At 52.4% G+C, this 22,256-nt stretch carries 17 protein-coding genes; all 17 read left to right on the top strand.

The features are described from left to right. Nucleotides 1-3: 3 nt before the first annotated feature. The 17 genes from fliD (at nt 4) to MKX63_RS07290 (ending at nt 22,208) form a co-directional block, all read left to right on the top strand. Nucleotides 4-1,839 (top strand): flagellar filament capping protein FliD, encoded by a 1,836-nt coding sequence (fliD, locus tag MKX63_RS07210; RefSeq protein WP_341016214.1) that lies wholly within the window; start codon nt 4-6, stop codon nt 1,837-1,839. Between the two features lie 28 nt (nt 1,840-1,867). Next, complete coding sequence (fliS, locus tag MKX63_RS07215; RefSeq protein WP_341018553.1) at nt 1,868-2,260, top strand: flagellar export chaperone FliS; 393 nt, start codon at nt 1,868-1,870, stop codon at nt 2,258-2,260. Beyond that, nucleotides 2,253-2,588: a flagellar protein FliT gene (locus MKX63_RS07220; RefSeq protein ID WP_341016217.1), complete on the top strand. Its 336-nt coding sequence runs from the start codon at nt 2,253-2,255 to the stop codon at nt 2,586-2,588. The genes fliS and MKX63_RS07220 overlap by 8 nt, the downstream gene beginning before the upstream one ends. A 242-nt stretch (nt 2,589-2,830) precedes the next feature. Next, nucleotides 2,831-3,028 carry a cold shock domain-containing protein gene (locus MKX63_RS07225; protein WP_019915069.1) on the top strand — a complete coding sequence of 66 codons (198 nt, stop codon included), beginning with the start codon at nt 2,831-2,833 and terminating at the stop codon, nt 3,026-3,028. A gap of 415 nt (nt 3,029-3,443) precedes the next feature. Next, complete coding sequence (locus tag MKX63_RS07230; RefSeq protein WP_341016220.1) at nt 3,444-4,895, top strand: S-layer homology domain-containing protein; 1,452 nt, start codon at nt 3,444-3,446, stop codon at nt 4,893-4,895. A gap of 235 nt (nt 4,896-5,130) precedes the next feature. Then, nucleotides 5,131-5,688, top strand: coding sequence for a ribosome hibernation-promoting factor, HPF/YfiA family (gene hpf / locus MKX63_RS07235; protein WP_341016223.1), 558 nt, complete (start codon nt 5,131-5,133; stop codon nt 5,686-5,688). Between the two features lie 308 nt (nt 5,689-5,996). Beyond that, entirely contained in the window at nt 5,997-8,501 is a 2,505-nt protein-coding gene (secA, locus tag MKX63_RS07240) for a preprotein translocase subunit SecA (protein ID WP_341016225.1), read from the top strand. A 503-nt stretch (nt 8,502-9,004) separates the two neighbouring features. Beyond that, nucleotides 9,005-10,118 (top strand): peptide chain release factor 2 gene (prfB, locus tag MKX63_RS07245; RefSeq protein WP_445321869.1). Its coding sequence is split into 2 segments (ribosomal slippage): nt 9,005-9,076 and nt 9,078-10,118, totalling 1,113 coding nucleotides; the frame shifts between segments, so codons are not numbered across the junction. A 73-nt stretch (nt 10,119-10,191) separates the two neighbouring features. Then, nucleotides 10,192-11,076, top strand: coding sequence for a YitT family protein (locus MKX63_RS07250; RefSeq protein ID WP_341016226.1), 885 nt, complete (start codon nt 10,192-10,194; stop codon nt 11,074-11,076). Between the two features lie 162 nt (nt 11,077-11,238). Beyond that, nucleotides 11,239-12,294 carry an N-acetyl-gamma-glutamyl-phosphate reductase gene (argC, locus tag MKX63_RS07255; protein ID WP_445323484.1) on the top strand — a complete coding sequence of 352 codons (1,056 nt, stop codon included), beginning with the start codon at nt 11,239-11,241 and terminating at the stop codon, nt 12,292-12,294. Between the two features lie 22 nt (nt 12,295-12,316). Further along, nucleotides 12,317-13,549 (top strand): bifunctional ornithine acetyltransferase/N-acetylglutamate synthase, encoded by a 1,233-nt coding sequence (gene argJ / locus MKX63_RS07260; protein WP_341016227.1) that lies wholly within the window; start codon nt 12,317-12,319, stop codon nt 13,547-13,549. Nucleotides 13,550-13,593: 44 nt separating this feature from the next. Continuing rightward, nucleotides 13,594-14,418 carry an acetylglutamate kinase gene (argB, locus tag MKX63_RS07265; protein WP_341016231.1) on the top strand — a complete coding sequence of 275 codons (825 nt, stop codon included), beginning with the start codon at nt 13,594-13,596 and terminating at the stop codon, nt 14,416-14,418. Nucleotides 14,419-14,538: 120 nt separating this feature from the next. Then, nucleotides 14,539-15,822: an aspartate aminotransferase family protein gene (locus MKX63_RS07270; protein ID WP_341016234.1), complete on the top strand. Its 1,284-nt coding sequence runs from the start codon at nt 14,539-14,541 to the stop codon at nt 15,820-15,822. Continuing rightward, entirely contained in the window at nt 15,822-16,790 is a 969-nt protein-coding gene (gene argF / locus MKX63_RS07275) for an ornithine carbamoyltransferase (RefSeq protein WP_341016237.1), read from the top strand. The genes MKX63_RS07270 and argF overlap by 1 nt, the downstream gene beginning before the upstream one ends. Nucleotides 16,791-17,428: 638 nt before the next feature. Further along, a complete protein-coding gene (locus MKX63_RS07280; RefSeq protein WP_341016238.1) occupies nt 17,429-18,664 on the top strand; it encodes an argininosuccinate synthase in 1,236 nt (411 codons plus the stop codon). Nucleotides 18,665-18,750: 86 nt separating this feature from the next. Beyond that, nucleotides 18,751-20,163, top strand: coding sequence for an argininosuccinate lyase (argH, locus tag MKX63_RS07285; RefSeq protein ID WP_341016240.1), 1,413 nt, complete (start codon nt 18,751-18,753; stop codon nt 20,161-20,163). 149 nt (nt 20,164-20,312) lie between these two features. After that, complete coding sequence (locus MKX63_RS07290; RefSeq protein ID WP_341016242.1) at nt 20,313-22,208, top strand: AraC family transcriptional regulator; 1,896 nt, start codon at nt 20,313-20,315, stop codon at nt 22,206-22,208. The last annotated feature ends 48 nt before the right edge of the window (nt 22,209-22,256 follow it).

Genomic DNA, 22,256 nt, shown 5'->3' on the forward strand with positions numbered 1-22,256 from the left:
GGTATGGATATCGATAGTATGGTGAAGAGTATGATGGCTGCCAAGCGGGTACCGCTGGACAAGCTTAATCAGGACAAGCAAATTCTGCAATGGACGCGTGAGAGCTACCGGGAGATGAACAGCAAGCTGTATGATTTCCGGACCAATAAACTAGTTACCAAATATGGAAGAGACGCAGCGCTAAATGCCCAGAAGGCTGTGCTGAGCGGCAACACGACCGCCATTAAGGCAGAAGCAACATCAACGGCAACTGGCCAGGATATGAAGGTTATTGTCACAAAGCTTGCAACAAGAACTACCTATGAGACAGCTGGTCTAGGACAAGGCATACCTGCTACGACCTCCTTGGCTGCATTAGATGGTGTTGATCTGGGAAGTATGTCGGGCCTAGATATGGAGGCGTATCTGAAGAAGGGCTTTGACATTAGCATCAACGGCGAGACCTTCAAGGATAAGGATGGGAAATCCCTGTTCAACGGCATGACCTCGATCTCGACGCTGGTCGCAACGATTAATGCTTCAGCGAAGGCTAATGCGATCGCCAGCTATGATGAAATCACCGGGAAGCTGACTATTGCCTCCAAGACGGGTGGCACAGATGGTACGGTAACGATGGGGACCCCTGCCAGTAGCAATACAGTTCTAGGGTTGTTCTCTACAAAGAAGGTTGCAGAGACGAATAAGCTTACAGGCGCTACTGGCTCTACTACATTGACACAACTTACGAACCAGCTTAATGACTCTGTCCTGACCGACGATGAAGTGAAAGATATTACATTTAGTATCAACGGCAAAGCGTTTACGTTTAAGGGTTCTGATACTATTGATAAAATTGTGGATACCATCAAAAATGACCCTGATGCCAAGGTAAGTGCAGAATTTACCTCAGACGGCACTTTGAAGCTGACCGGGAAATCAGATGGTCCTGTCAACCTTGGAGGCAATTCTTACGGATTCACGAAGCTCTTTAACGGGATGAAATCCAATCCGGCAGACAGTAACTCTATTAAACAGACCATCACAGGCGAGAATGGTGAAGTCAAGATTAATAATGTGGATATTGATAATGTAACCAATAATACGTTCACCATTAACGGCGTCCAGCTCACGTTGCTGGAGGTTACCAAAGCGGATGAGCCTGTCATCATCAAGACGCAGACCGATTCTAGCAAAGCAGTAGAGTCCATCAAGAGCTTCGTTGAAGATTATAACAGTCTGATTCTATCCTTGAATTCCAAGATTGACGAAGCGAAATATCGTGATTTCAGGCCGCTGACGGATGAGCAGAAGGCTGAGATGAAAGAGGCTGACATCAAAACCTGGACCGAGAAGGCGCAGAGCGGACTACTCAAGAATGATGATATTATCAAGTCCGTGTTGTCTGAAATGCGCAGTATTATTAGTGATAAACTAGGGCCGTTAAGTACCTTAGGCATTACGACCGGGAATTATATGTCGAACGGCAAGCTTGAGATTAATGAGGAGAAGCTGAATACGGCGATCAATGCCAATCCGCAGCTCGCTATGGATCTGCTGCAAGGTCCGGCCAGTGCCCCCAAAGACGGGATCTTCGACAAAATGGCTGACAAAATCACAGCGGCCATCGAGAAACTATCGGATCGGGCAGGCACGAACAGATTCTCCATGGATCTTACCAGTACGTTCAAAGAAGAAAGTGTGATGGGTAAGAAAATGAAGTTATACAACTCGCGGCTCACTCTCATGACCACGATGTTAAATAACACAGAGACCCGTTACTACAAACAATTTACCGCCATGGAAACCGCCATGAACAAACTGCAATCCCAGTCCAACAGCCTTTTCTCCACCGGCAAATAAGAACATTTCACAATAGAGGGTGACCAATTTGATTAAATCTCCTTATGATAAATACCGCCAGTCTTCTGTCCAGACTTCAACGCCTGCGCAACTCGTGATTATGCTGTATGATGGGGCCATTCGCTTCGTGAAGACTGCGGTGGACGGGTTGAACAAGCAGGATTTGGAGAAGTCCAATTTGAACTTTGGCAAGGCGCAGACCATCGTCAGTGAGTTGATGAGTACACTGGATCACTCTATTGAAGTCTCGAAGGGGCTATACTCCCTTTACGAATATACGAACTATCTATTAATTCAAGCCAACATCCAGAAGAGCCCGGAGAAGGCCGAAGAAGCCATTGGCTATCTTACCGACCTCAGAGAGACTTGGCTGCAGGCGTCCAAGCTGGCGGCTAGCCAGACTGAGATTGCGAATGGATGAGCTTATCCGTGACTTGGATCTGCTGACTGGGGAGATGATGGATGGTCTCCAGGACGCGACCTATGAGGAGCTGGAAGAATTCGTAGAGGAGCGGCAGAAGCTTGTCGATTCCATTACACAAGAGGTCGAAGTTTGTCCGGCAACACCTGCGCAAAAGCAGGAAATAAATCGCATTTTGTCACATGATAATGAATTGCTGGACCGGATGAACGCCCTTCGCCAAGAAGCCCAAGACTTCCTCCAGAAGCGGGGTCAAGCCAAAATCCAACGCAACGCCTACGAGACGGCCTACACCCCGGACAGCTTTCTGATGGACCGCAAAAAATAAAGATAGAATAATAGATTTCCTCCTGTTTCAATAGGGGAGTGGACGGGTATTTACAAGCGTCTGCTCCTTTTTTTTGTAACTTATATTACCGAATGTTATCCATTTCTGATGTCGATTGTTGTCTGGTAAAATATTGAAAGTAATCATTTACTATTCCAATTGACAATAGAGAAGCTGCGGTGGTATAGTCGAATTGTGAGCAAGACTCACGTTCATCTGATGACGAAGGGAATGTTTAGTCAATGGAAGGTAAAGTTAAATGGTTTAACGCAGAAAAAGGTTATGGTTTCATCGAAACTGCCGATGGTGGCGACGTATTCGTACACTTCTCCGCGATTCAAACTGACGGTTTCAAGACTTTGGATGAAGGCCAATCCGTAGAGTTCGATATCGTTGAAGGCGCACGCGGACCACAAGCAGCTAACGTCATCAAATTATAATCATCCGGCGCAGCCGACCTACATATATGGTAGATGGTTAGCAATTGAGACAACGCTAGCGTTAGACCCTGGGGCATATCCCTGGGGTCTTTTTTATTGTATCTTCAGAATTTCTGTTGGGGAGAGGGTGTTTATGATGCCGGGGGCTTTGAGAAGCCGTAGGTACTTTACAAATTCCTTATAAATATCCTATATTTCGAGGCGAAAAGAGTCCGAAATTGGACACTTTGTAAAAATTAGTCGCGGAAAAATGTTTTCTTCCTCCAAATTATGGGTAATGGGAACCGTTGGGCTTTTTTTGTTGCCTAGTTTGCACTCACATTATTGCTTAGGCGTATGCTTCCGAAAGAGCTTTGGTAAGAAGTCATGCAGTGAAGCCTATGCCCATCAAACTCACAGGAGGATGAACAAACGAATGAAGAAAATGTGGCGTGGCCTTACGGCCGGAGTACTCGGTATTTCAATGCTGCTCGGTTCTTTGGGGAGTGTGTCGGCAGCGCCGACGCCCAAGGATATTCAAGGACACTGGGCGCAGAAACAGCTGCAGAGCTGGCTGGATAAAGGATACCTGGGCGGTTATCCTGACGGAACGGTTAAGCCGAATAAGGCAATTACCCGTGGTGAATATGTGGCACTGATTAATCGTCTGTTCGGGTTCACCGAATCGGCTACCCTTAGCTTCACCGATGTGAAGAAATCCAACTGGGTCTACAGCGAAGTAGCCGAGGCTGTGAAGGCCGGATACATTGGCGGATATGAGAATAATACCTTCCGGGCCAACAACCCGCTCACCCGGCAGGAAGCAGCAGTTATTGCTGCCAAGCTGCTTAAGCTGAGTACAAGCTCTACTCCGCTTAAGTTCAAGGACAACGCTCAGATCGCAGCTTGGGCCAAGGTAGCAGTAGCCTCAGCGGCAGAGAAGAAGATCATCAACGGTTATCCTGACGGCACCTTCGGTCCGAAGAAATCTCTTACCCGTGCCGAAGCGGTTGGAATTATAAGCAATTCGGTGGTGCATAAGCCGGCTACGGGCGGAGTATTGCCTACCCCAACACCAACAGCAACCCCAGCTCCTTCTGCAACACCTGTGCCAAGCACCAGCCCAACAGCTACTCCAGCTCCTGGCGGCGGTAGTGGTGGCGGCACTGGAGGAGGAGGCGGTGGTGGCGGAGGCGGTAGCGTGACCGCGCCAACTGTAAGCAACGTGACTTACGGTCATGTAGGTTCTGTTACTGCTGATGTATATGTTACGCCTTCTGTTACAGGAGCCGTGTATTATGTAGTTGCTCCTTACAGCGTGAACGTAACTCCGCCAAACGCAGCACAAGTGAAAGACGGACTGATTAATGCTACAACAGCTGGCGTTCATTCCGGCATAATCGCTGCAACCAGCAATACTACTGTTGCTTTCTCTGTGTATGGTCTGACTGCAAATACGGATTATACGGTATACGTTGCTCTGGCTGATGCTTCTGGGAACTGGTCCGGCGTAACACCGCTTCAATTGAAAACAGCAGCAGGCAGCAACTGGTCAGTTTCTCAAGTTGGGATCACCAACGTAACATCAGTGTCTGCAGATGTATACGCTGCTTACGGGCAGGCGGGTACACCGGTAACCCCTCTGAAATATGTGGTGGTTAAAGCAACAGAGGCTAATCCAACCGCATTGCAGATTTCCCAAGCTAAGAACAGTGCAGGTGTTACATTAACAGCACCTTGGACTGGAACTCTTACAGGTAATCCAGTAGTGAAACAAAGTATTAACCTGACTGGACTTACTGCCGATACAGCGTATAAAGTCTTCATTATCACAGACGCTAATGGCACCTTGTCACCTGTAGAGCTTCTGCGGATTCACACTAAATAAGTAAGCTTGATGAAAGCAATCATTTAAACGTTCATAATTCAGGCTTTAGAGTGAAATAATACAGCATCAGTATTCGGTCCGGCGAGGGCGGCTTTATGCTCGAGCCGGGCCGTTTGTTGTTAAGACAGGTCTGTTACATCGATTGTTAGATGAATGTAAAGTCTGTCATGATTTGTTTTTTACTTAGCCCTGACAATTTGCTATAATGGAAAAGTAAACAAAGGAGGAGTGCCTTATGAAATTCAGCATTCGAGGTCAACAAATTGAAGTGACCGACGCTTTGAGAGACTATGTTGATAAGAAGCTCAGCAGACTTGAGAAGTATTTCGAAGCACCCCCTACCTCTGAAGGATATGTGACGCTTGGCGTCGTTCGCGGCCTTCATACGGTGGAAGTGACAATTCCTCTAGCTGGTGTGACGCTTCGTGCGGAAGACCGCAGCGATGATATGTATGCATCCATCGATGCCGTAGTGGACAAGCTGGAACGTCAGATCCGCAAGCACAAGACTAAGCTAAATCGCAAGTTCCGCCAGGAAGGCAGCCTGAAGACCTTGTTCGTTGAAGGTTCGGCCAGCGCCGTAGCTGTTGAAGAGCAGGAACCGGATTATGATGATCTTGAGGTTGTGCGGAACAAACGCTTCACCTTGAAGCCTATGGATGTGGAAGAAGCGATTCTGCAAATGAACATGATTGGACATACGTTCTTCGTGTTCTCCAACATTGAGACTTCCGAAGTTAGCGTAGTATACAAACGCGATGACGGCAAGTACGGTCTGATCGAACAGAACTAACCCGCGGACCGGGAATTGTTGGAATAAGCAAGGGCTTCGGTTCAGCCTAACGTGGACAATTAGACGAGTCCCTATTCGCCTGAAGCGAATAGGGCTCTTGTGCGTATATATAGAAGTTTCATTAAAATGCCATCATCTGGCCTCTTGTAAGGGGATTATACAGAATAAGGTTAGGGCGGCTTGTATTGCGGCTTCTCTTACAAACTGTTACAATTTATGAAGCAGCGGAATCGAAATCATATATGGCCCTTTCAATCTATGAGGATGGGCTCGGTTCCACCATCTGTGTTGCATGAAAGGGGTTAACCATGCTAGGACTTGTTAAGAAAATTTTTGGCGACACTAATGAACGGGATGTCAAACGTCTCATGAAGACGGTCGAAGTAATTAATGGTCTGGAGCCGGATTTCGTATCGCTTACGGATGAAGAGCTGCAGGCGAAGACAGCGGAATTCCGCGCCCGTATTGAGAAAGGTGAGACCCTGGAAGAGATTCTTCCCGAGGCCTTTGCTACCGTACGCGAAGCTTCCAAACGGACGCTGGGCATGCGGCATTTTGACGTTCAGCTGGTTGGGGGTATGGCGCTGCATGAAGGCCGGATCTCCGAGATGAAGACCGGGGAAGGCAAGACACTGGTTGGAACGCTGCCGGTGTATTTGAATGCGCTGCTGGGTAAAGGCGTGCATGTCGTCACCGTAAATGATTATCTGGCTCAGCGCGACAGTGGGCAAATGGGACAAATCTATAACTTTCTGGGCATGAGCGTTGGGGTCAACCTGAACGGCATGGACCATAATGATAAACAAGCGGCATATGCCTGCGATATTACGTACGGAACGAATAATGAATTCGGGTTCGACTATCTGCGCGACAACATGGTGCTCTATAAGGAACAGATGGTACAGCGCCCGCTCTACTTCTGTATTATTGACGAAGTCGATTCCATCCTTATTGATGAAGCGCGTACTCCTCTGATCATCTCCGGCCAGGCTGAGAAGTCGACAGAGCTGTATTATGCAGCAGACCGCTTCGTGAAGAAGCTGACTGCCGAAGAGGATTACACCGTAGATATTAAGGTGAAGTCTGTAGCGCTTACCGAGAAGGGCGTGGCTACGGCTGAGCGTGCTTTTGGGATAGAGAATCTGTATGACCATAGCCATGTTACCCTGAACCATCATATTGTACAGGCCTTAAAGGCGAACGCTATTATGCGCCGGGATGTCGATTATGTGGTGAATGAAGATGAGGTTATGATCGTCGATGAGTTCACTGGGCGTCTGATGCAGGGCCGCCGTTACAGTGACGGGCTGCACCAGGCGATTGAAGCCAAGGAAGAGATTGAAGTTCAGAATGAGAGCATGACGCTGGCTACGATCACCTTCCAGAACTACTTCCGGATGTACCGTAAGCTGGGCGGCATGACAGGTACGGCGAAGACGGAGGAAGAGGAGTTCAAGAAGATCTATGGTCTTGAGGTTCTTCAGGTTCCTACGAATAAGCCGAATCAACGGATCGACATGCCTGATGTGGTCTACAAAAGCGAGAACGGCAAGTTCAACGCTGTTGTAGCTGAAATTGTGGAACGCCACAAGAAGAATCAGCCGGTGCTGGTAGGTACGGTATCGATTGAGAATTCAGAACGCGTATCTGAAATGCTGAAGCGCAAGGGTGTCAGACACCAGGTGCTGAATGCGAAGCACCATGCGGCCGAAGCCGAAATCATTTCTTATGCCGGTCAGCCGGGAACAGTAACGATTGCCACGAACATGGCTGGACGCGGTACGGATATCGTACTGGGCGAAGGGGTAACCGATGTTGGCGGTCTGCATATTATTGGTACAGAGCGCCATGAATCACGCCGGATTGATAACCAGCTTCGCGGCCGTGCCGGACGTCAGGGCGACCCGGGCTCCACACAGTTCTACCTGTCCCTTGGGGATGAGCTGATGAAGCGCTTCGGTGCGGATAACGTGCTGAATATGATGGACCGTCTGGGATTCGAGGAGGATCAGCCGATTGAGAGCCGTATGATTACCAAGGCTGTTGAATCTGCCCAGAAGCGGGTAGAAGGCAATAACTTCGACATCCGCAAAGTCGTATTGCAATACGATGACGTTATGAACCAGCAGCGTGAGATTATCTACAAGCAGCGCCGCGAAATTCTGGAGTCGGACAATATCAAAGACATCGTAGTGGAAATGATCAAGCCGGTCATTGACCGTGTTGTGAATGCCCACTGTAGTGACGATATCCCTGAGAACTGGGAGCTGCAGGAGGTTGCGGATTATGTGAACAGCAAGCTTCTCGAAGAGAATGAGCTGACCCGCGATGATCTGTGGGGCAAAGAAGTGGAAGAAATCATCGAATTCATCTTCGCCCGTGTGCTTGAGAAATATGCTGCCCGTGAGGAGCGTCTTGGCTCGGAGCTGGTACGTGAATTCGAGAAGGTTATTGTGCTTCGCTCCGTAGACAGCAAATGGATGGATCATATCGATGCTATGGATCAGCTTCGTCAAGGGATTCACCTCCGTGCTTACGGCGGTACCGATCCGCTGCGCGAATATCAATTCGAGGGCTTCGAGATGTTCAACGCCATGACAGCGAACATTCAGGAGGAAGTAGCGACCTATATTATGAAGGCGCACATCGAGACGAATCAGGAGCGGCAATCGGTAGTGGAGGAAGACAAGATCTCCACCAATGCAGAGCCTGCTGAGAAGCGTCCGGTGCATGTGGAATCCACTGTCGGCCGTAACGATCCTTGCCCATGCGGCAGCGGCAAGAAATATAAGAACTGCCACGGTCAGGCGTAAGATAGGACGGTTCTGTGTACACGGTGAAATAATGAGCAGGCACGAAGCTGCGAATACCTTTCACCACACCGCATTTCCGGTTTTGTTCGCGGGCACTTAGGTTATAATGACAATAAAAAGCGGCTGGGCCCGGGGGACTCCCCCGTTTGCGGCCCGGCTGCTTTTTTGGGCTTAAAGTGGTATGGGACGCATAGCTGTGCGTCAGGGCGGGAGCTTCCAGATGTTTAATGGCTGAGGTGGAAGTAACGGAGGGGAAGTTTGGAACTGTAGGAGCGGTAGCGTCCGCCTTTAGGATTGAATTTCTACTGCGATGAGCAGTTTAAATGAGGAAATTCAATCCTAACAGCGGCCGGAAGTCCAAACATTCCCCGCAGTTACGGCGTACACCTGGCCATGCAGCAGCTGAAGTGAAGCGACAGCAGCATAGATGTCCGTCCATGCCGGTGAGTCCAAACCGGCAGTCCCGGCCGCAATATTTTAATTTGAAAGGTGATGTGATCCAAGTGATCGATCCTAATGTGAAGCAGGACCTGCGTGAAATGGGCAAGAAATTAACCAACCTTAGGGGGTCACTTTGACTTAGACCTGAAGCTGGAGATGATAGCGAACTTCGAAGAGAAGATGGCGGCTCCCGGGTTCTGGGATGATTCCGAGCAGGCGCAGAGCGTGATTGGCGAGATGAATGCCGTGAAGTCGGTGGTTGACCAATTCGAGAAGCTCCAGCAGGATTATGACGATGCTGCCATGATGGCGGAGCTGGCCGATGAGGAAGGCGACGACGAACTGGCCGAAGAGACAGCCGGAACGATCCGCAGCATAAGCGCCAGAGTGGATGACTTCGAGCTGCAGCTGCTGCTTAATCAGCCTTACGATAAGCTGAATGCCATTCTGGAGCTGCATCCGGGAGCAGGCGGTACGGAGTCTCAGGACTGGGGCCAGATGCTGCTGCGCATGTACACACGCTGGGCGGAGAAGCGGGGCTTCAAGGTAGACGTGCTGGATTATCTGCCGGGCGATGAGGCAGGAATTAAGAGTGTAACTTTGTTAATTAAGGGCCACAATGTATATGGGTACCTTAAGGCAGAGAAGGGCGTGCACCGGCTGGTGCGGATTTCGCCTTTTGACTCCTCAGGCAGACGGCATACCTCCTTCGTATCCTGCGATGTGGTGCCGGAGATTGCAGACGATGTTGAGGTGGATATCCGTACAGAAGATCTGAAGATTGATACGTACCGGGCCAGCGGCGCGGGCGGTCAGCACATCAATACAACCGATTCAGCGGTGCGGATTACGCATATGCCAACCGGCGTGGTGGTCACCTGTCAGAATGAGCGTTCACAGATCAAGAACCGGGAGCAGGCGATGAAGATGCTGCGTTCCAAGCTCTATGAGCGCAAAATTCAGGAGCAGCAGGCACAGCTGGATGAGATCCGCGGAGAACAATCCGAGATTGCTTGGGGCAGCCAGATTCGTTCCTACGTATTCCATCCTTACAGCATGGTGAAGGATCACCGCACCTCTGTAGAGACAGGCAACGTTGGAGCGGTAATGGACGGCGATCTGGACGGATTCATTGACGGGTATCTGCGGAGCCAGATCAAGACAGAAGCTGAATAAAGGTAATCACATTCCTACGCGTCTTCGGAGGTGTAGGGATTTTTTTCTGAACATAAAGGAGCAGGCTATAACGATGCAAAAAATCAATTCACGCAACAAACCTCCGCTTATCCCCCTGAACGGACCGCTGCGTCATACGGTGGATATTGCGCTAATTCTAATCGGCTCGCTGATCACAGGGCTGGCGTTCAACCTGTTCTTCCTGCCTAATCAGATTGCCTCAGGCGGTGTATCTGGACTGTCTGTGCTGGCTGAGGCCTGGTTTGGGGCGGAGCCTGCTTTTACCCAGTGGGCGCTGAATATTCCGCTCTTCATTCTCGGCGTGATTTTCCTCGGCAAACAGTACGGCATCCGCTCGCTGCTGGGCAGCTTTGTGCTGCCGCTGTTTATTTTTCTGACGAAGGATGGGCCGGTGCCGACCACGAATCCGCTTCTGGCCTCTATCTATGGGGGAATTGGTGTGGGTCTCGGCTTGGGACTCGTCTTCCGGGGGCGCGGCTCTACAGGCGGACTGACCATTGCGGCTCAAATTATTCAAAAGCTTACCGGCTTCAGCTTCTCGCTGTCTGTCGTGCTGCTGGATGGTACGGTGATTACCTTGGCGGCATTTGTGCTGGGGATGGAGCAGGCGATGTATGCACTGATCGGGCTGTTCGTCACCGGCCGGGTGATCAACGCGCTGGAGGTGGGCTTCAGCACCACGAAGGTGGCTTATATCATCTCGGATCAGACCGAGGACATCTCGCAGGCGATTCTGAATGATCTGGACCGCGGGCTGACCAAGCTGAATGCGCAAGGCGGCTATACCGGTGACAACCGGACGGTGCTGATGGCCGTAGTAGGCCAGAATGAAATTACCAGGCTGAAGGCGATTGTCCGCTCGGTGGACCCGGGTGCTTTTGTGATTATTACAGAGGCTCACGAAGTGCTGGGCGAAGGGTTTAAAAGAGAAGCGTAGGCTCCCATAGGGGGCACTGCGCTTTTTCTTTTGGGCTGGAATCCTCTGAATAAACTTAACGTAACATGTTGTATTTATATTAATTCGGTCGTATAATAATACATATTTGCAGAACGGTTCAAGTCAGGCGATAATGATAGAAATGAGAAACGGGAAGCGGGGATGACAGTGACAGGCAAGCTGAGAGCGGCAATTGTCGGATCAACAGGTTATGGGGGCGTGGAGCTGATCAGGCTGCTGCAGGGCCACCCTGATATAGAGATTACTTCAGTGATTTCCTCTTCGAGTGCGGGTGCGCCGATTGAGGAGGGTTTTCCGCATTTAACGGGAGTGGTGCAGCGCAAGCTCGATGGTGTTGACGCAGCAGAGATTGCAAGCCGGGCAGATGTTGTATTCACTGCTACCCCTTCGGGAGTGAGCGCGAAGCTGGTGCCTGGGCTGCTTGCGGCAGGACTTAAGGTCGTCGATCTGTCCGGGGATTTCCGGCTGAAGGATGGCGCGGAGTATGAGCAGTGGTATAAGCATCCGGCTCCTCCGGAAGCTTATCTTAAGCAGGCGGTATATGGTTTATGCGAGGTGTATGGAGAACGTGCGGCGGGAGTGGACTTCATCTCGAATCCGGGATGTTACCCGACAGCTACGCTGCTGGGGCTGATTCCGGCGCTTGCGGCAGGTTGGATTAAGCCGGACAGCATCATTATTGATGCGAAATCCGGGGTGTCCGGGGCAGGGCGGGGAACGAGCCTGATGGTGCATTTTGCCGAGATTAATGAGAACTTCAAAGCCTACAAAATCAACAAGCATCAGCATATCCCGGAAATTGAGCAGGTGCTGACCGATATCGCGGGGGAAAAGGTCACGGTAACGTTCACTACGCATCTGGTGCCGATGACCCGGGGAATTATGAGCACGATGTATGCCGGACTGAATGGCGAACACAGCGAGCAGGAGCTGGTGGAATTATACCGTAACTATTATGCAGGCAGGCCGTATGTGCGGGTACGTGAGCCCGGAGTGGTTCCGGCGACGAAGGAAGTCAGCGGGTCGAATTACTGTGACATCGGCTTCGCCACAGACGCGCGTACCGGACGGGTTACCATTGTGTCGGTGATCGACAATATCGTCAAGGGCGCCGCAGGGCAAGCGATTCAGAACCTCAATTTGATGATGGGATGGGAGGAAACCCGCGGGCTTGGTTACACACCAGTGTATCCATAAGCGCAAGCGGTCAAACAATATCATGAGTGAGCAACCACTATATACCGTCGTAGAAGGCGGAAGCATTACTGCACCTAAGGGCTTCACCTCCGGCGGCCTGCATTGCGGACTCAAAAAAACAGAGCGCAATGACCTTGCCGCGATTCTCTGTGAGGTGCCGGCTACGGCGGCTGCAGTGTATACGACCAATGTGTTTCAGGCGGCTCCGCTGAAGGTAACGCGGGAGAGTCTGGCGGACGGGACGCTGCAGGCGGTTATCGTGAACAGCGGCAATGCCAATGCCTGCACAGGGGACCAGGGCGAGGCGGATGCGTATGAGATGCGTGCGGCTGCTGCCCGTTATTTGGGCGTGAATGAGTTGGATGTCGCTGTCGCCTCCACGGGCGTGATCGGGGAACTGCTGAAGATGGATTGTGTGCGCAGCGGGATTGCCGGACTGCCGGAGAAGATGGACGCAGGCGCTGCCGGTGCGGAGGAATTCAGCCAAGCGATTCTAACCACCGATTTGGTCAAAAAAGAAAGCTGCGTCAAAGTAACGGTAGGCGGTACAGAGGTTATTATTGCCGGAGCGGCGAAGGGTTCCGGGATGATTCACCCGAACATGGCGACGATGCTGGGCTTCATGACCACCGATGTGCTCATTGACGGCGAGGATTTGCTCAGCTTGCTGCGTACAGCTACTAATTCTACTTTTAATATGATTACAGTTGATGGGGATACCAGTACGAACGATATGCTGGTCACGATGGCCAGCGGACTTGCCGGCAATGAGAAGCTGACGCGACTGCATGCGGACTGGGAAGCTTTTGCGGCGGCGTTCACCCATGTGTGCCAGAGTCTGGCGATGGCGATTGCCCGTGACGGCGAAGGGGCCACGAAGCTGATTGAGGTGCAGGTGAGCGGGGCGGTGCATGATGAGGCTGCGGCGGCGATTGCCAAGACCGTGGTCGGCTCAAGCCTGGTGAAGTCGGCGATCTTCGGCGCGGATGCCAACTGGGGGCGGATTATCGCGGCCGTAGGGCGCGCGGGCGTTCCGGTATCGCCGGAGCGGGTAGATATTAAGCTGGGTGAGATCGAGGTGCTGCGCGGATCGCGTCCGGTGGCTTTTGATGAGGAGCAGGCGCTGCAATATCTGCAAAAAAGCGATACCGTGCTAATCACGGTAACCTTGTCGGACGGCAGCGGGCAGGCTACAGCCTGGGGCTGTGACCTGACTTATGATTATGTGCGGATTAACGCGGCTTACCGCACGTAATCTGTGCAGCGGCGTGTAGAAGCTTGTACAGAGGGGGTAGGGAGATGACAGTAGAACCGATAGAGCCTCAAGCGCAGGCGGGGACTGCCGGGCTGTTCGTAATGAAATGCGGGGGGAGTACGCTGGCGGCGCTGCCGGATTCGTTCTTCGAGGATCTGCGGGAGCTTCAGGCCAGCGGAATTCAGCCTGTAATCGTGCATGGCGGCGGCCCGGCGATCTCCGGCAATCTGGAGAAGCTCGGTATCGAGAGCCGCTTCGTGAACGGTCTGCGGGTAACGACGGAAGAGGTGCTGGATGTGGTGGAGATGACTCTGTCCGGCAGCATCAACAAGGCGATTGTCCGCCGAATTCAGGCCAGCGGGGGGCAGGCACTCGGGTTGTCAGGCGTTGACGGCAACCTGATCCTCGCGCACCCGGTGGCCAATCACGATGAAGTGGGTCTGGTGGGTGAAGTGACCGGTGTTCGAGCGGAGATTGTGACGGGTATCCTCGCGATGGGCTATATTCCGGTTATTGCACCTGTAGGCGTAGATGGCGATGGCCAGCGGTACAACATCAATGCGGATACTGCTGCCGGAGCTGTGGCTTCTTATATAGGGTCACCGAGCATGATCGTGGTTACGGATGTGCCGGGCATTATGCGGACGGTGGACGGGGAGAAGATCGTGCTTCCGTCCGTAACGGTGGCCCAGATCGAAGCGCTGATTGAGAGTGGTGAAATCTACGGCGGAATGATTCCTAAGGTGCGTGCCGCGATGGACTGCATCCAGGGTCAGGTGTCCGAGGTTATTATTGTAGACGGCAAAGAGCCGCGTGTCCTCAGTCGGGTGCTGAAGGGCGAAGCGCTGGGCACGCGGATTGTAAGATAACAGATGTGCAGAAACCGGGGCATGGATAGGCTAATGAGCTGGATTATCAGATAGAGTGGCAAGTGAAAATAGACGCGCTGACGGGAAGCCGGCAGCAGCATGGTGGGAGAGTGACTAAGAATGAGTGAGCTTACGCAAACGGACAAGAATTCTTTGACAGGGGCGCCGCAGGAGCGTTCAGCAGGAACGAACGGACAGGGGGCCGCTCCTGCCAAGCTGAGCGCGGTATTCCCGTCGTATAGCAGATATGATATCAGTCTGGTCAAAGGCAAAGGCAGCTGGGTATGGGATGAGCAGGGTAACAAGTATCTGGACTTCATGTGCGGACTTGCGGTAACAAGTCTGGGCCATGCACCGGAGAAGGTCGGTGCGAAGCTGAAGGAGCAGATTGATACGCTGTGGCATGTCTCGAACCTGTTCCACATTCCCGGCCAGGACCGGGTAGCTGCACTGCTGACAGAGAATAGCTGTGCGGATCAGGTCTTCTTCTGCAACAGCGGAGCGGAAGCGAATGAAGCGGCCATCAAGCTGGCGCGCCGGTATCACCAGAAGGTGCAGGGTGCAGACCGCTACGAGATTATTACGTTCGAGCAGTCCTTCCATGGACGTACGCTGGCTACACTGACAGCAACAGGCCAGGCGAAGGTGAAAGAAGGCTTCCTGCCGCTTCCCGCCGGCTTCAAGACGGTTCCGCTGCATGATCTGGAGGCGCTGAAAGGCGCCATTACTGAACATACGGCAGCGATTATGCTGGAGATGGTGCTGGCCGAGGGCGGTGTGCTTGAGGTACAGCAGGAATTCCTTGATGCTGTAGTCGCGCTGTGCAAGGAGCACGGGCTGCTGCTGATCGTGGATGAAGTGCAGACCGGCATGGGCCGTACGGGCAAGCTGTTTGCTCATCAGCATTACGGCATTGAGCCGGATATTTTCACCTTGGCCAAAGGGGTAGCGAGCGGCTTCCCGGCTGGTGTGATGCTGGGTAAAGGCTATCTGCGCGAGGCCTTCAGCCCGGGCAGCCATGCCAGCACCTTCGGCGGCACCCCGCTGGCGGCAGCGGTGATGGAAGCAACCATTGAGACCATGCTTGAAGATAAGCTGCCCGAGCGGGCTGCGGAGATGGGCGAATACTTAAGCGGACAGCTGAGAGCGAAGCTGGCGGACACTTCCTTTGTGAAGGAGATTCGCGGCAAAGGCCTGCTGATCGGCATTGAATGCCAGGAGCCGGTGGCCGAGATCGTGCTTGCCGGACAGAAGCGCGGACTGCTGTTCGTTCAGGCTGGCCCGAATGTGGTCCGGCTGCTGCCTAATCTGTATGTTAGCACTGACGAGATTGATCAGGCGGTGGACATCCTATCGGAACTAATTCATACTTATGCTAACAAAGTAAGCGGGGAGGCAAATTGATGAGTCACGGTACACCAGGCGTAACAGAGACGATTGCCGCACAGCTCAAGGGCCGTGATTTGCTGGAGCTGAATGATTACAGCCCGGAGGAGATCACGTATTTGCTTGATCTCGCTATTGAGCTGAAGCGCAAGCAGAAGAACGGTGAAGTCTACCAGCCGCTGCTGGGGAAGACGATCGGCCTTATTTTTGAGAAATCCTCTACCCGTACCCGGGTGTCGTTCGAAGTGGGGATGTATCAGCTGGGCGGACATGCACTGTTCCTCAGCAAAAATGATATTCAGCTGGGCCGCGGCGAGACGGTTGGTGATACGGCCCAGGTCATGTCGCGTTATCTGGACGGTATCATGATCCGTACGTTCGGCCATGATAAAGTGGAAGATTTGGCGCGTTATGCCTCAGTGCCTGTAATCAACGGCCTCAGCGATCTTGCGCATCCCTGCCAGGTGCTGGCAGACTACCAGACCGTATACGAGCACAAGGGCAAGCTGAAGGGCCTGAAGCTGGCGTACATCGGCGACGGCAATAATATGGCCCATTCTCTGCTGATCGGCGGCGCCAAGCTGGGTGTGCATGTCTCTATTGCCGGACCGGAGGGCTACGAGCCGGACGAGGCAGTTGTGGCTGAAGCGCGTGAGATCGCCAAGGAGACAGGCTCAGTCATCACTGTGACCCGCAGCCCGCAGGAGGCAGTACAGGACGCAGATGTAATCTACACGGATGTCTGGGCGAGCATGGGCTTCGAGGCCGAGCAGCTGGCGCGTGAAGCGGCGTTCAAGGACTATCAGGTCAACGAGGAGCTGGTGAAGGGCGCGAAGAGCGATTATCTGTTCCTGCACTGCCTGCCGGCCCACCGGGAGGAAGAGGTCAGCACGGGCGTCATTGACGGCCCGAACTCCGTGATTTTCGATCAGGCGGAGAACCGCCTGCATGCGCAGAAGGCGCTTATGGCGGCCTTGATGGGCTAGATGTAGATGGAGTTTAGTAGAGCATTAAGAGCTGAGAAATGAGCTCATTCCACCAACGAATGCGCTGATGTTATGAAGTGAAGTGTACATTTTCTGCGGATATTTAGAGATAAGTGTATTCCGTGCAATTAAAAACAGTTAAAAGTAAGTATTTTCTCTTATAACTGTAGTCTGTACAACTAAATTTGCCCGAATGGGCGAGAATGCAGGTAATGAGGAATTTTAATTGTACGAACTGCAGCTAAATGCACATTCGGCGGTATATCAGCCAATTTAGTTGTACAGATTGCAATTAAGTCTAACAAGCGCACCTTAATCAGTACACCGCTAACCTCCAGCAAGCGCTGGGTTGAAGTAATTTAAATATATATACAACACATATATAAGATGAACTTAGAATAGGTGCGCTATAAGTCGGTGCTAAGCAACGGAGTGAAGTTTGGAACTGTAGGAGCGTCAGCGTCCGCCTTTGTCTCCGGATAGTATCCGCTCTGGCGGTATATTCAAGAATATCTGGAGACAACAGCGGCCGAAAGTCCAAACATTCACGCAGCTTGCGCCTAAAGCACCGGGTTGTAAAAGCATATTTTTAAAAATCATCTTATCACCCTTCACACCGAAAGGAAGCTAAACACCCCATGCCAAAAGAAAAAATTGTACTCGCCTATTCCGGCGGGCTGGATACCTCAGTCATTCTGAAGTGGCTGAAAGAAACGTATGATGCGGAGATTATTGCTTTTACAGCGGATATTGGTCAGAAGGAAGAATTGGATGGCCTGGAGGAAAAAGCACTCGCCACCGGCGCATCCAAGGTCTACATCGATGATCTGCGCGACGAGTTCGCAAATGACTTCATCTACCCGATGTTCCAGTCGGGCGCACTCTATGAGGGCCAATATCTGCTGGGCACCAGCATTGCCCGTCCGCTGATCGCCAAGCGCATGGTCGATATCGCTATCGCCGAAGGCGCAACTGCCATTGCTCATGGAGCTACGGGTAAAGGGAATGACCAGGTACGCTTCGAGTTGAACGCTGCGGCATTATCGCCGAGCATTAAGGTAATCGCGCCTTGGCGTCTGGAAGAGTTCCGCAACCAGTTCCCGGGCCGGGCCGAGATGATCGCTTACGCCGAAGCCAATGGTATTCCGGTACAAGCCTCTGCAGCCAAGCCGTATTCAATGGACCGCAACCTGCTGCATATCAGCTATGAGAGCGGCGTACTGGAAGATCCATGGTTCGACCCAAGCGCACCGGAGAACAAGGAAATGTTCCTGCTCTCGAGTGCCCCGGAGGATGCTCCGGATGAAGCAGAGTACCTGGAGCTGGACTTCCTCAAGGGTGACTGCGTAGCGCTGAACGGCGAAGCGTTAACTCCGCTGCAAGTCATGGAGAAGCTCAATGAGCTGGGCGGCAAGCATGGGATTGGGCGCGTGGATATGGTCGAGAACCGTTTTGTCGGCATGAAGAGCCGTGGCGTGTATGAGACTCCGGGCGGAACCATTCTGTTCACCGCTCACCGCAAAATGGAGTCAATCACCATGGACCGTGAAGTGATGAACCTGCGTGACAGCCTGATCACACGTTACAGCACGCTGGTGTATAACGGCTTCTGGTTCGCACCGGAGCGGATTGCGATGCAGGCCTTGGTGAAGGAGAGCCAGAAGAACGTGACCGGTACGGTACGCGTGAAGCTCTACAAGGGCAACATCATCGGCGCCGGAGTCAAGAGTCCGGTCAGCCTGTACAACCCGGATATCGCCACCATGGAGGCAGATCCTACCCAGGCCTACGACCAGGGCGATGCGACCGGCTTCATCCGTCTGAATGCTCTGCGTCTGAAGGTATCGGCGGGCGTAGCAGAATCCAATAAGTAGCAGCATATAAAAGCGGACACAAGAAGGCCGTTCCTCCCAACTGGACAGGGGCGGCCCTTCTAACGTCTATCAAGGAGGAACAACTGGTGAGTAAGCTGTGGGGCGGACGTTTTACCAAAGGAACGAACAAGCTGGTAGAGGAATATACGGCTTCTATCGAATTCGATAAAGTGCTGGCGGAAGAGGATGTGCAGGGCAGTCTGGCGCATGTCACGATGCTGGGCAAATGCGGAATTCTGCCGCAGGAGGATGTCGAGACGATCAAGAACGGGCTCGCGAAGGTACTGGACAAGGTACGGGCGGGGGAGATTGTGTTCTCGGTTGCCGATGAAGATATCCACATGAATATTGAAAAGAACCTGATCGAAGAGATTGGCCCGGTTGGCGGCAAGCTGCACACCGGACGCAGCCGCAACGATCAGGTGGCTACAGATATGCACCTCTACCTGCGTAACCGCGTGGTGGAGCTGGTAGCCCTGCTGCATGAGCTGCAGGGTGCGCTGATCGGGCAGGCCAAGGATAACCTGGAGACGATCGTTCCAGGATATACCCACCTGCAGCGGGCACAGCCAATTCTGTTCGCGCATCATCTGCTGGCGTACGTATCGATGTTCCGCCGCGACGCGGAGCGCCTGACCGACAGCTACAAGCGGATCAACGTGCTGCCGCTGGGTGCCGGGGCGCTGGCGGGAACGACGTTCCCGATCGACCGCCACTTCGTGGCCGAGCAGCTTGGCTTCGATAGCGTCTATGAGAACAGTCTGGACGCAGTCAGTGACCGCGACTTCATCGTGGAGTTCCTGGCGAATGCATCGCTCGTGATGACTCACTTGTCCCGTCTTAGCGAAGAGCTGGTGCTGTGGAGCAGCACCGAATTCAGCTTCGTGGAGCTGGACGATGCCTTCTGCACCGGCAGCAGCATCATGCCGCAGAAGAAGAACCCGGATGTGCCGGAGCTGGTACGCGGCAAAACCGGCCGTGTCTACGGCAACCTGATCGGACTCCTGACCGTTCTGAAGTCGCTGCCACTGGCCTATAACAAGGACATGCAGGAAGACAAGGAAGGCATGTTCGATACCGTTGCTACCCTTACAGGGGCCTTGCAGCTGTTCGCACCGATGATCTCCACCATGAAGGTGAACAAGGCGCGGATGCGCGAAGCGGTGAATACGGACTTCTCCAACGCGACCGATATCGCCGACTTCCTGGTAGGCAAAGGCCTGCCGTTCCGTCAGGCGCATGAGGTGATCGGCAAGACCGTCCTGTATTGCATCAACGAGGGCAAGTTCCTGCTGGATCTGACGCTGGACGAATTCAAGCAGTTCTCGCCGCTGTTCGACGACCAGATCTATGCGGTGCTCCAGCCGGAGGCTGTGGTGAACGCCCGTAATGTCTACGGCGGTACCGCCACGGTTCAGGTGCAGGCTGCTATTGAACGGGCCGAGGCGGCTCTGTTGGCGGCGGGTGAATGGGTGAAGCAGCATAGCGGAGCCGTGTAAGATTAACGCAGATCGTCTGCAATGCCTGCCAGGGGCAGAGGATTGCAGAAGGCATTTAGAGACTGTCTTTTGCAGCTGAGGCTGCAGAAGGACAGTCTTTTTTTGAGATATAAGAATGTCTATGCGGATCTGTTGATAGGAGGGAAGGTATGGATTGGGAAGTTCACATGGAACGCTGGAGCCGCGCCGCTGTCAGACTGCTGGATGTTCAACAGTTCGCTGTGCAAAAGGGGACGGTACCTGGGTATCACATGGCATCCGCGAGCTTCTTCCTGCTGACTGTGCACGGTGAGACGTCTGTAAGTTTATCGGGAACGGTCTATTCCACCCGGTCTGCACCTATTCTGCATGGGGGCCCGAAGATGGAGCTCAAGCTTACGCCGCTAGATCACGAATTTGTCGGTTATTTCATTTGCTACCAAGCCGTCTGTGAGTCAAAGGAGGACCAGGAGAGCTTCAATGTGCCGTATGCGTTCGCTCCCTATGCAATGCTGCCTTTGCAGGAGAAGTGCGAGGCAATGAATAGACTGTGCCAGCATACCGCCCCGCTGGATAAGCTTCAGGCACAGAGTGTTTTTCATGAATTTGTGTACGAGGTCATGCGGCAAGTTCACATCTCAGCACAGGAGACGAACCGGCCTAAGGTTGTCACCGAAGCCATTCACTACATTCATGAGCATTACAGCGAACCGATTACCGCAGAGGTGTTGGCCGGAATGTGCAATTGCAGCACAAGCTACTTATTCCGCATGTTCAAAAATCAGCTGGGGTTTGGCCCAATCGATTATCTGATTCATGTACGTATCCGCAGATCCAAGCAGCTGCTGCTGCAATCAGAAGCCCGAATCCAGGAGATAGCTGGCAGAGTTGGTTATGCCGACGTCTATTATTTCAGCCGTTTGTTCAAAAAACATACCGGCTTCCCGCCGCAGCGCTTCCGGGAGAACAACCGCCACAGGGTTCTGAATAATCCATTGCTTCTGCTGAAATCGTCTATTGTATCTGATGAGCCTGTTTCTCATAATGATAATGAGAATTATTATCAACATAGTGAGGAAGGGGAACTATCGATGTTTAGATTTTCAAGGCCGGCCTTTGGGGCCACACTATTGTTATGCACAGCCTTATTCCTAAGTGCATGTCAGACAGGCAGCAATACTGGAACTGCAGGCTCTGAGCCTATTTCTACTAATACCGCTATAGACAGAGGGTCCGCAGATACGCGTATGTATAGGCATTTGAAGGGGGAGACTGAGATTCCGGTGAAGCCCCAGCGGGTAGTCAGTCTTTTTCATCTGGGGGAATTGATGGCGCTGGGAGTGAAGCCGGTAGGTGCCACCACCTTCATCCTGAACAATCCGCTGTTAAGCGATGTCTCGGATATTGAAGATGTCGGTTCTACGCCGGATGCGGAGAAGATCCTGTCGCTTGCGCCTGATCTGATTATTACAACAGCGCCATTCGCGGAGGTAGTCGATGGAGGGTACGAAGCACTCAGTCAGATTGCGCCAACCCTTGTGGTGGAACAGTATAATGATCCGGTCAAGGATGTGGTAATGTTCGGTGACATTCTGGGCAAGCAGGCGGAGGCGGAACAGTGGAACAAGGATTTTGCGGCAAAAATACAACAATCCAAAGAAAAGATTACTCCGTACATTGAACCGGGCGAAACCTTCTCCATTCTGAATGTGCGTTCCGGTGCAGTATTCATATACGGCGATACCAATCTGGGCGGCAACATCGTGTATAAATATCTGGGCCTGAAGCCTAACGATAAGATTGAGAAAGAGGTCATTCACGGAGATACCTGGGAAATCTCTAACGAGTTGATTCCTGAGTTCATCGGTGACCGGTTATTTCTCGCTGTGAATGAAGGGGCCGAGGCTGATCTGAAGAAAGTGGACAAGCTCATTCAGAATTCACCGGCCGGGAGAGCGGGCAAGGTCTACAATATTGACTTCAACCAATTTCTTTTCAGTGATCCGATTTCAATAGAACAACAAATGGACATCATCGTGAATCTGCTGGCAGGGAGCGGCACATGAATACGTGGGAGCCTAATAAAAAGGGGACGCTGGATGACTTGTCCAGGT

The sequence above is a fragment of the Paenibacillus sp. FSL R7-0179 genome, assembly GCF_038002265.1.
Classification (GTDB): Bacteria; Bacillota; Bacilli; order Paenibacillales; family Paenibacillaceae; genus Paenibacillus_AQ.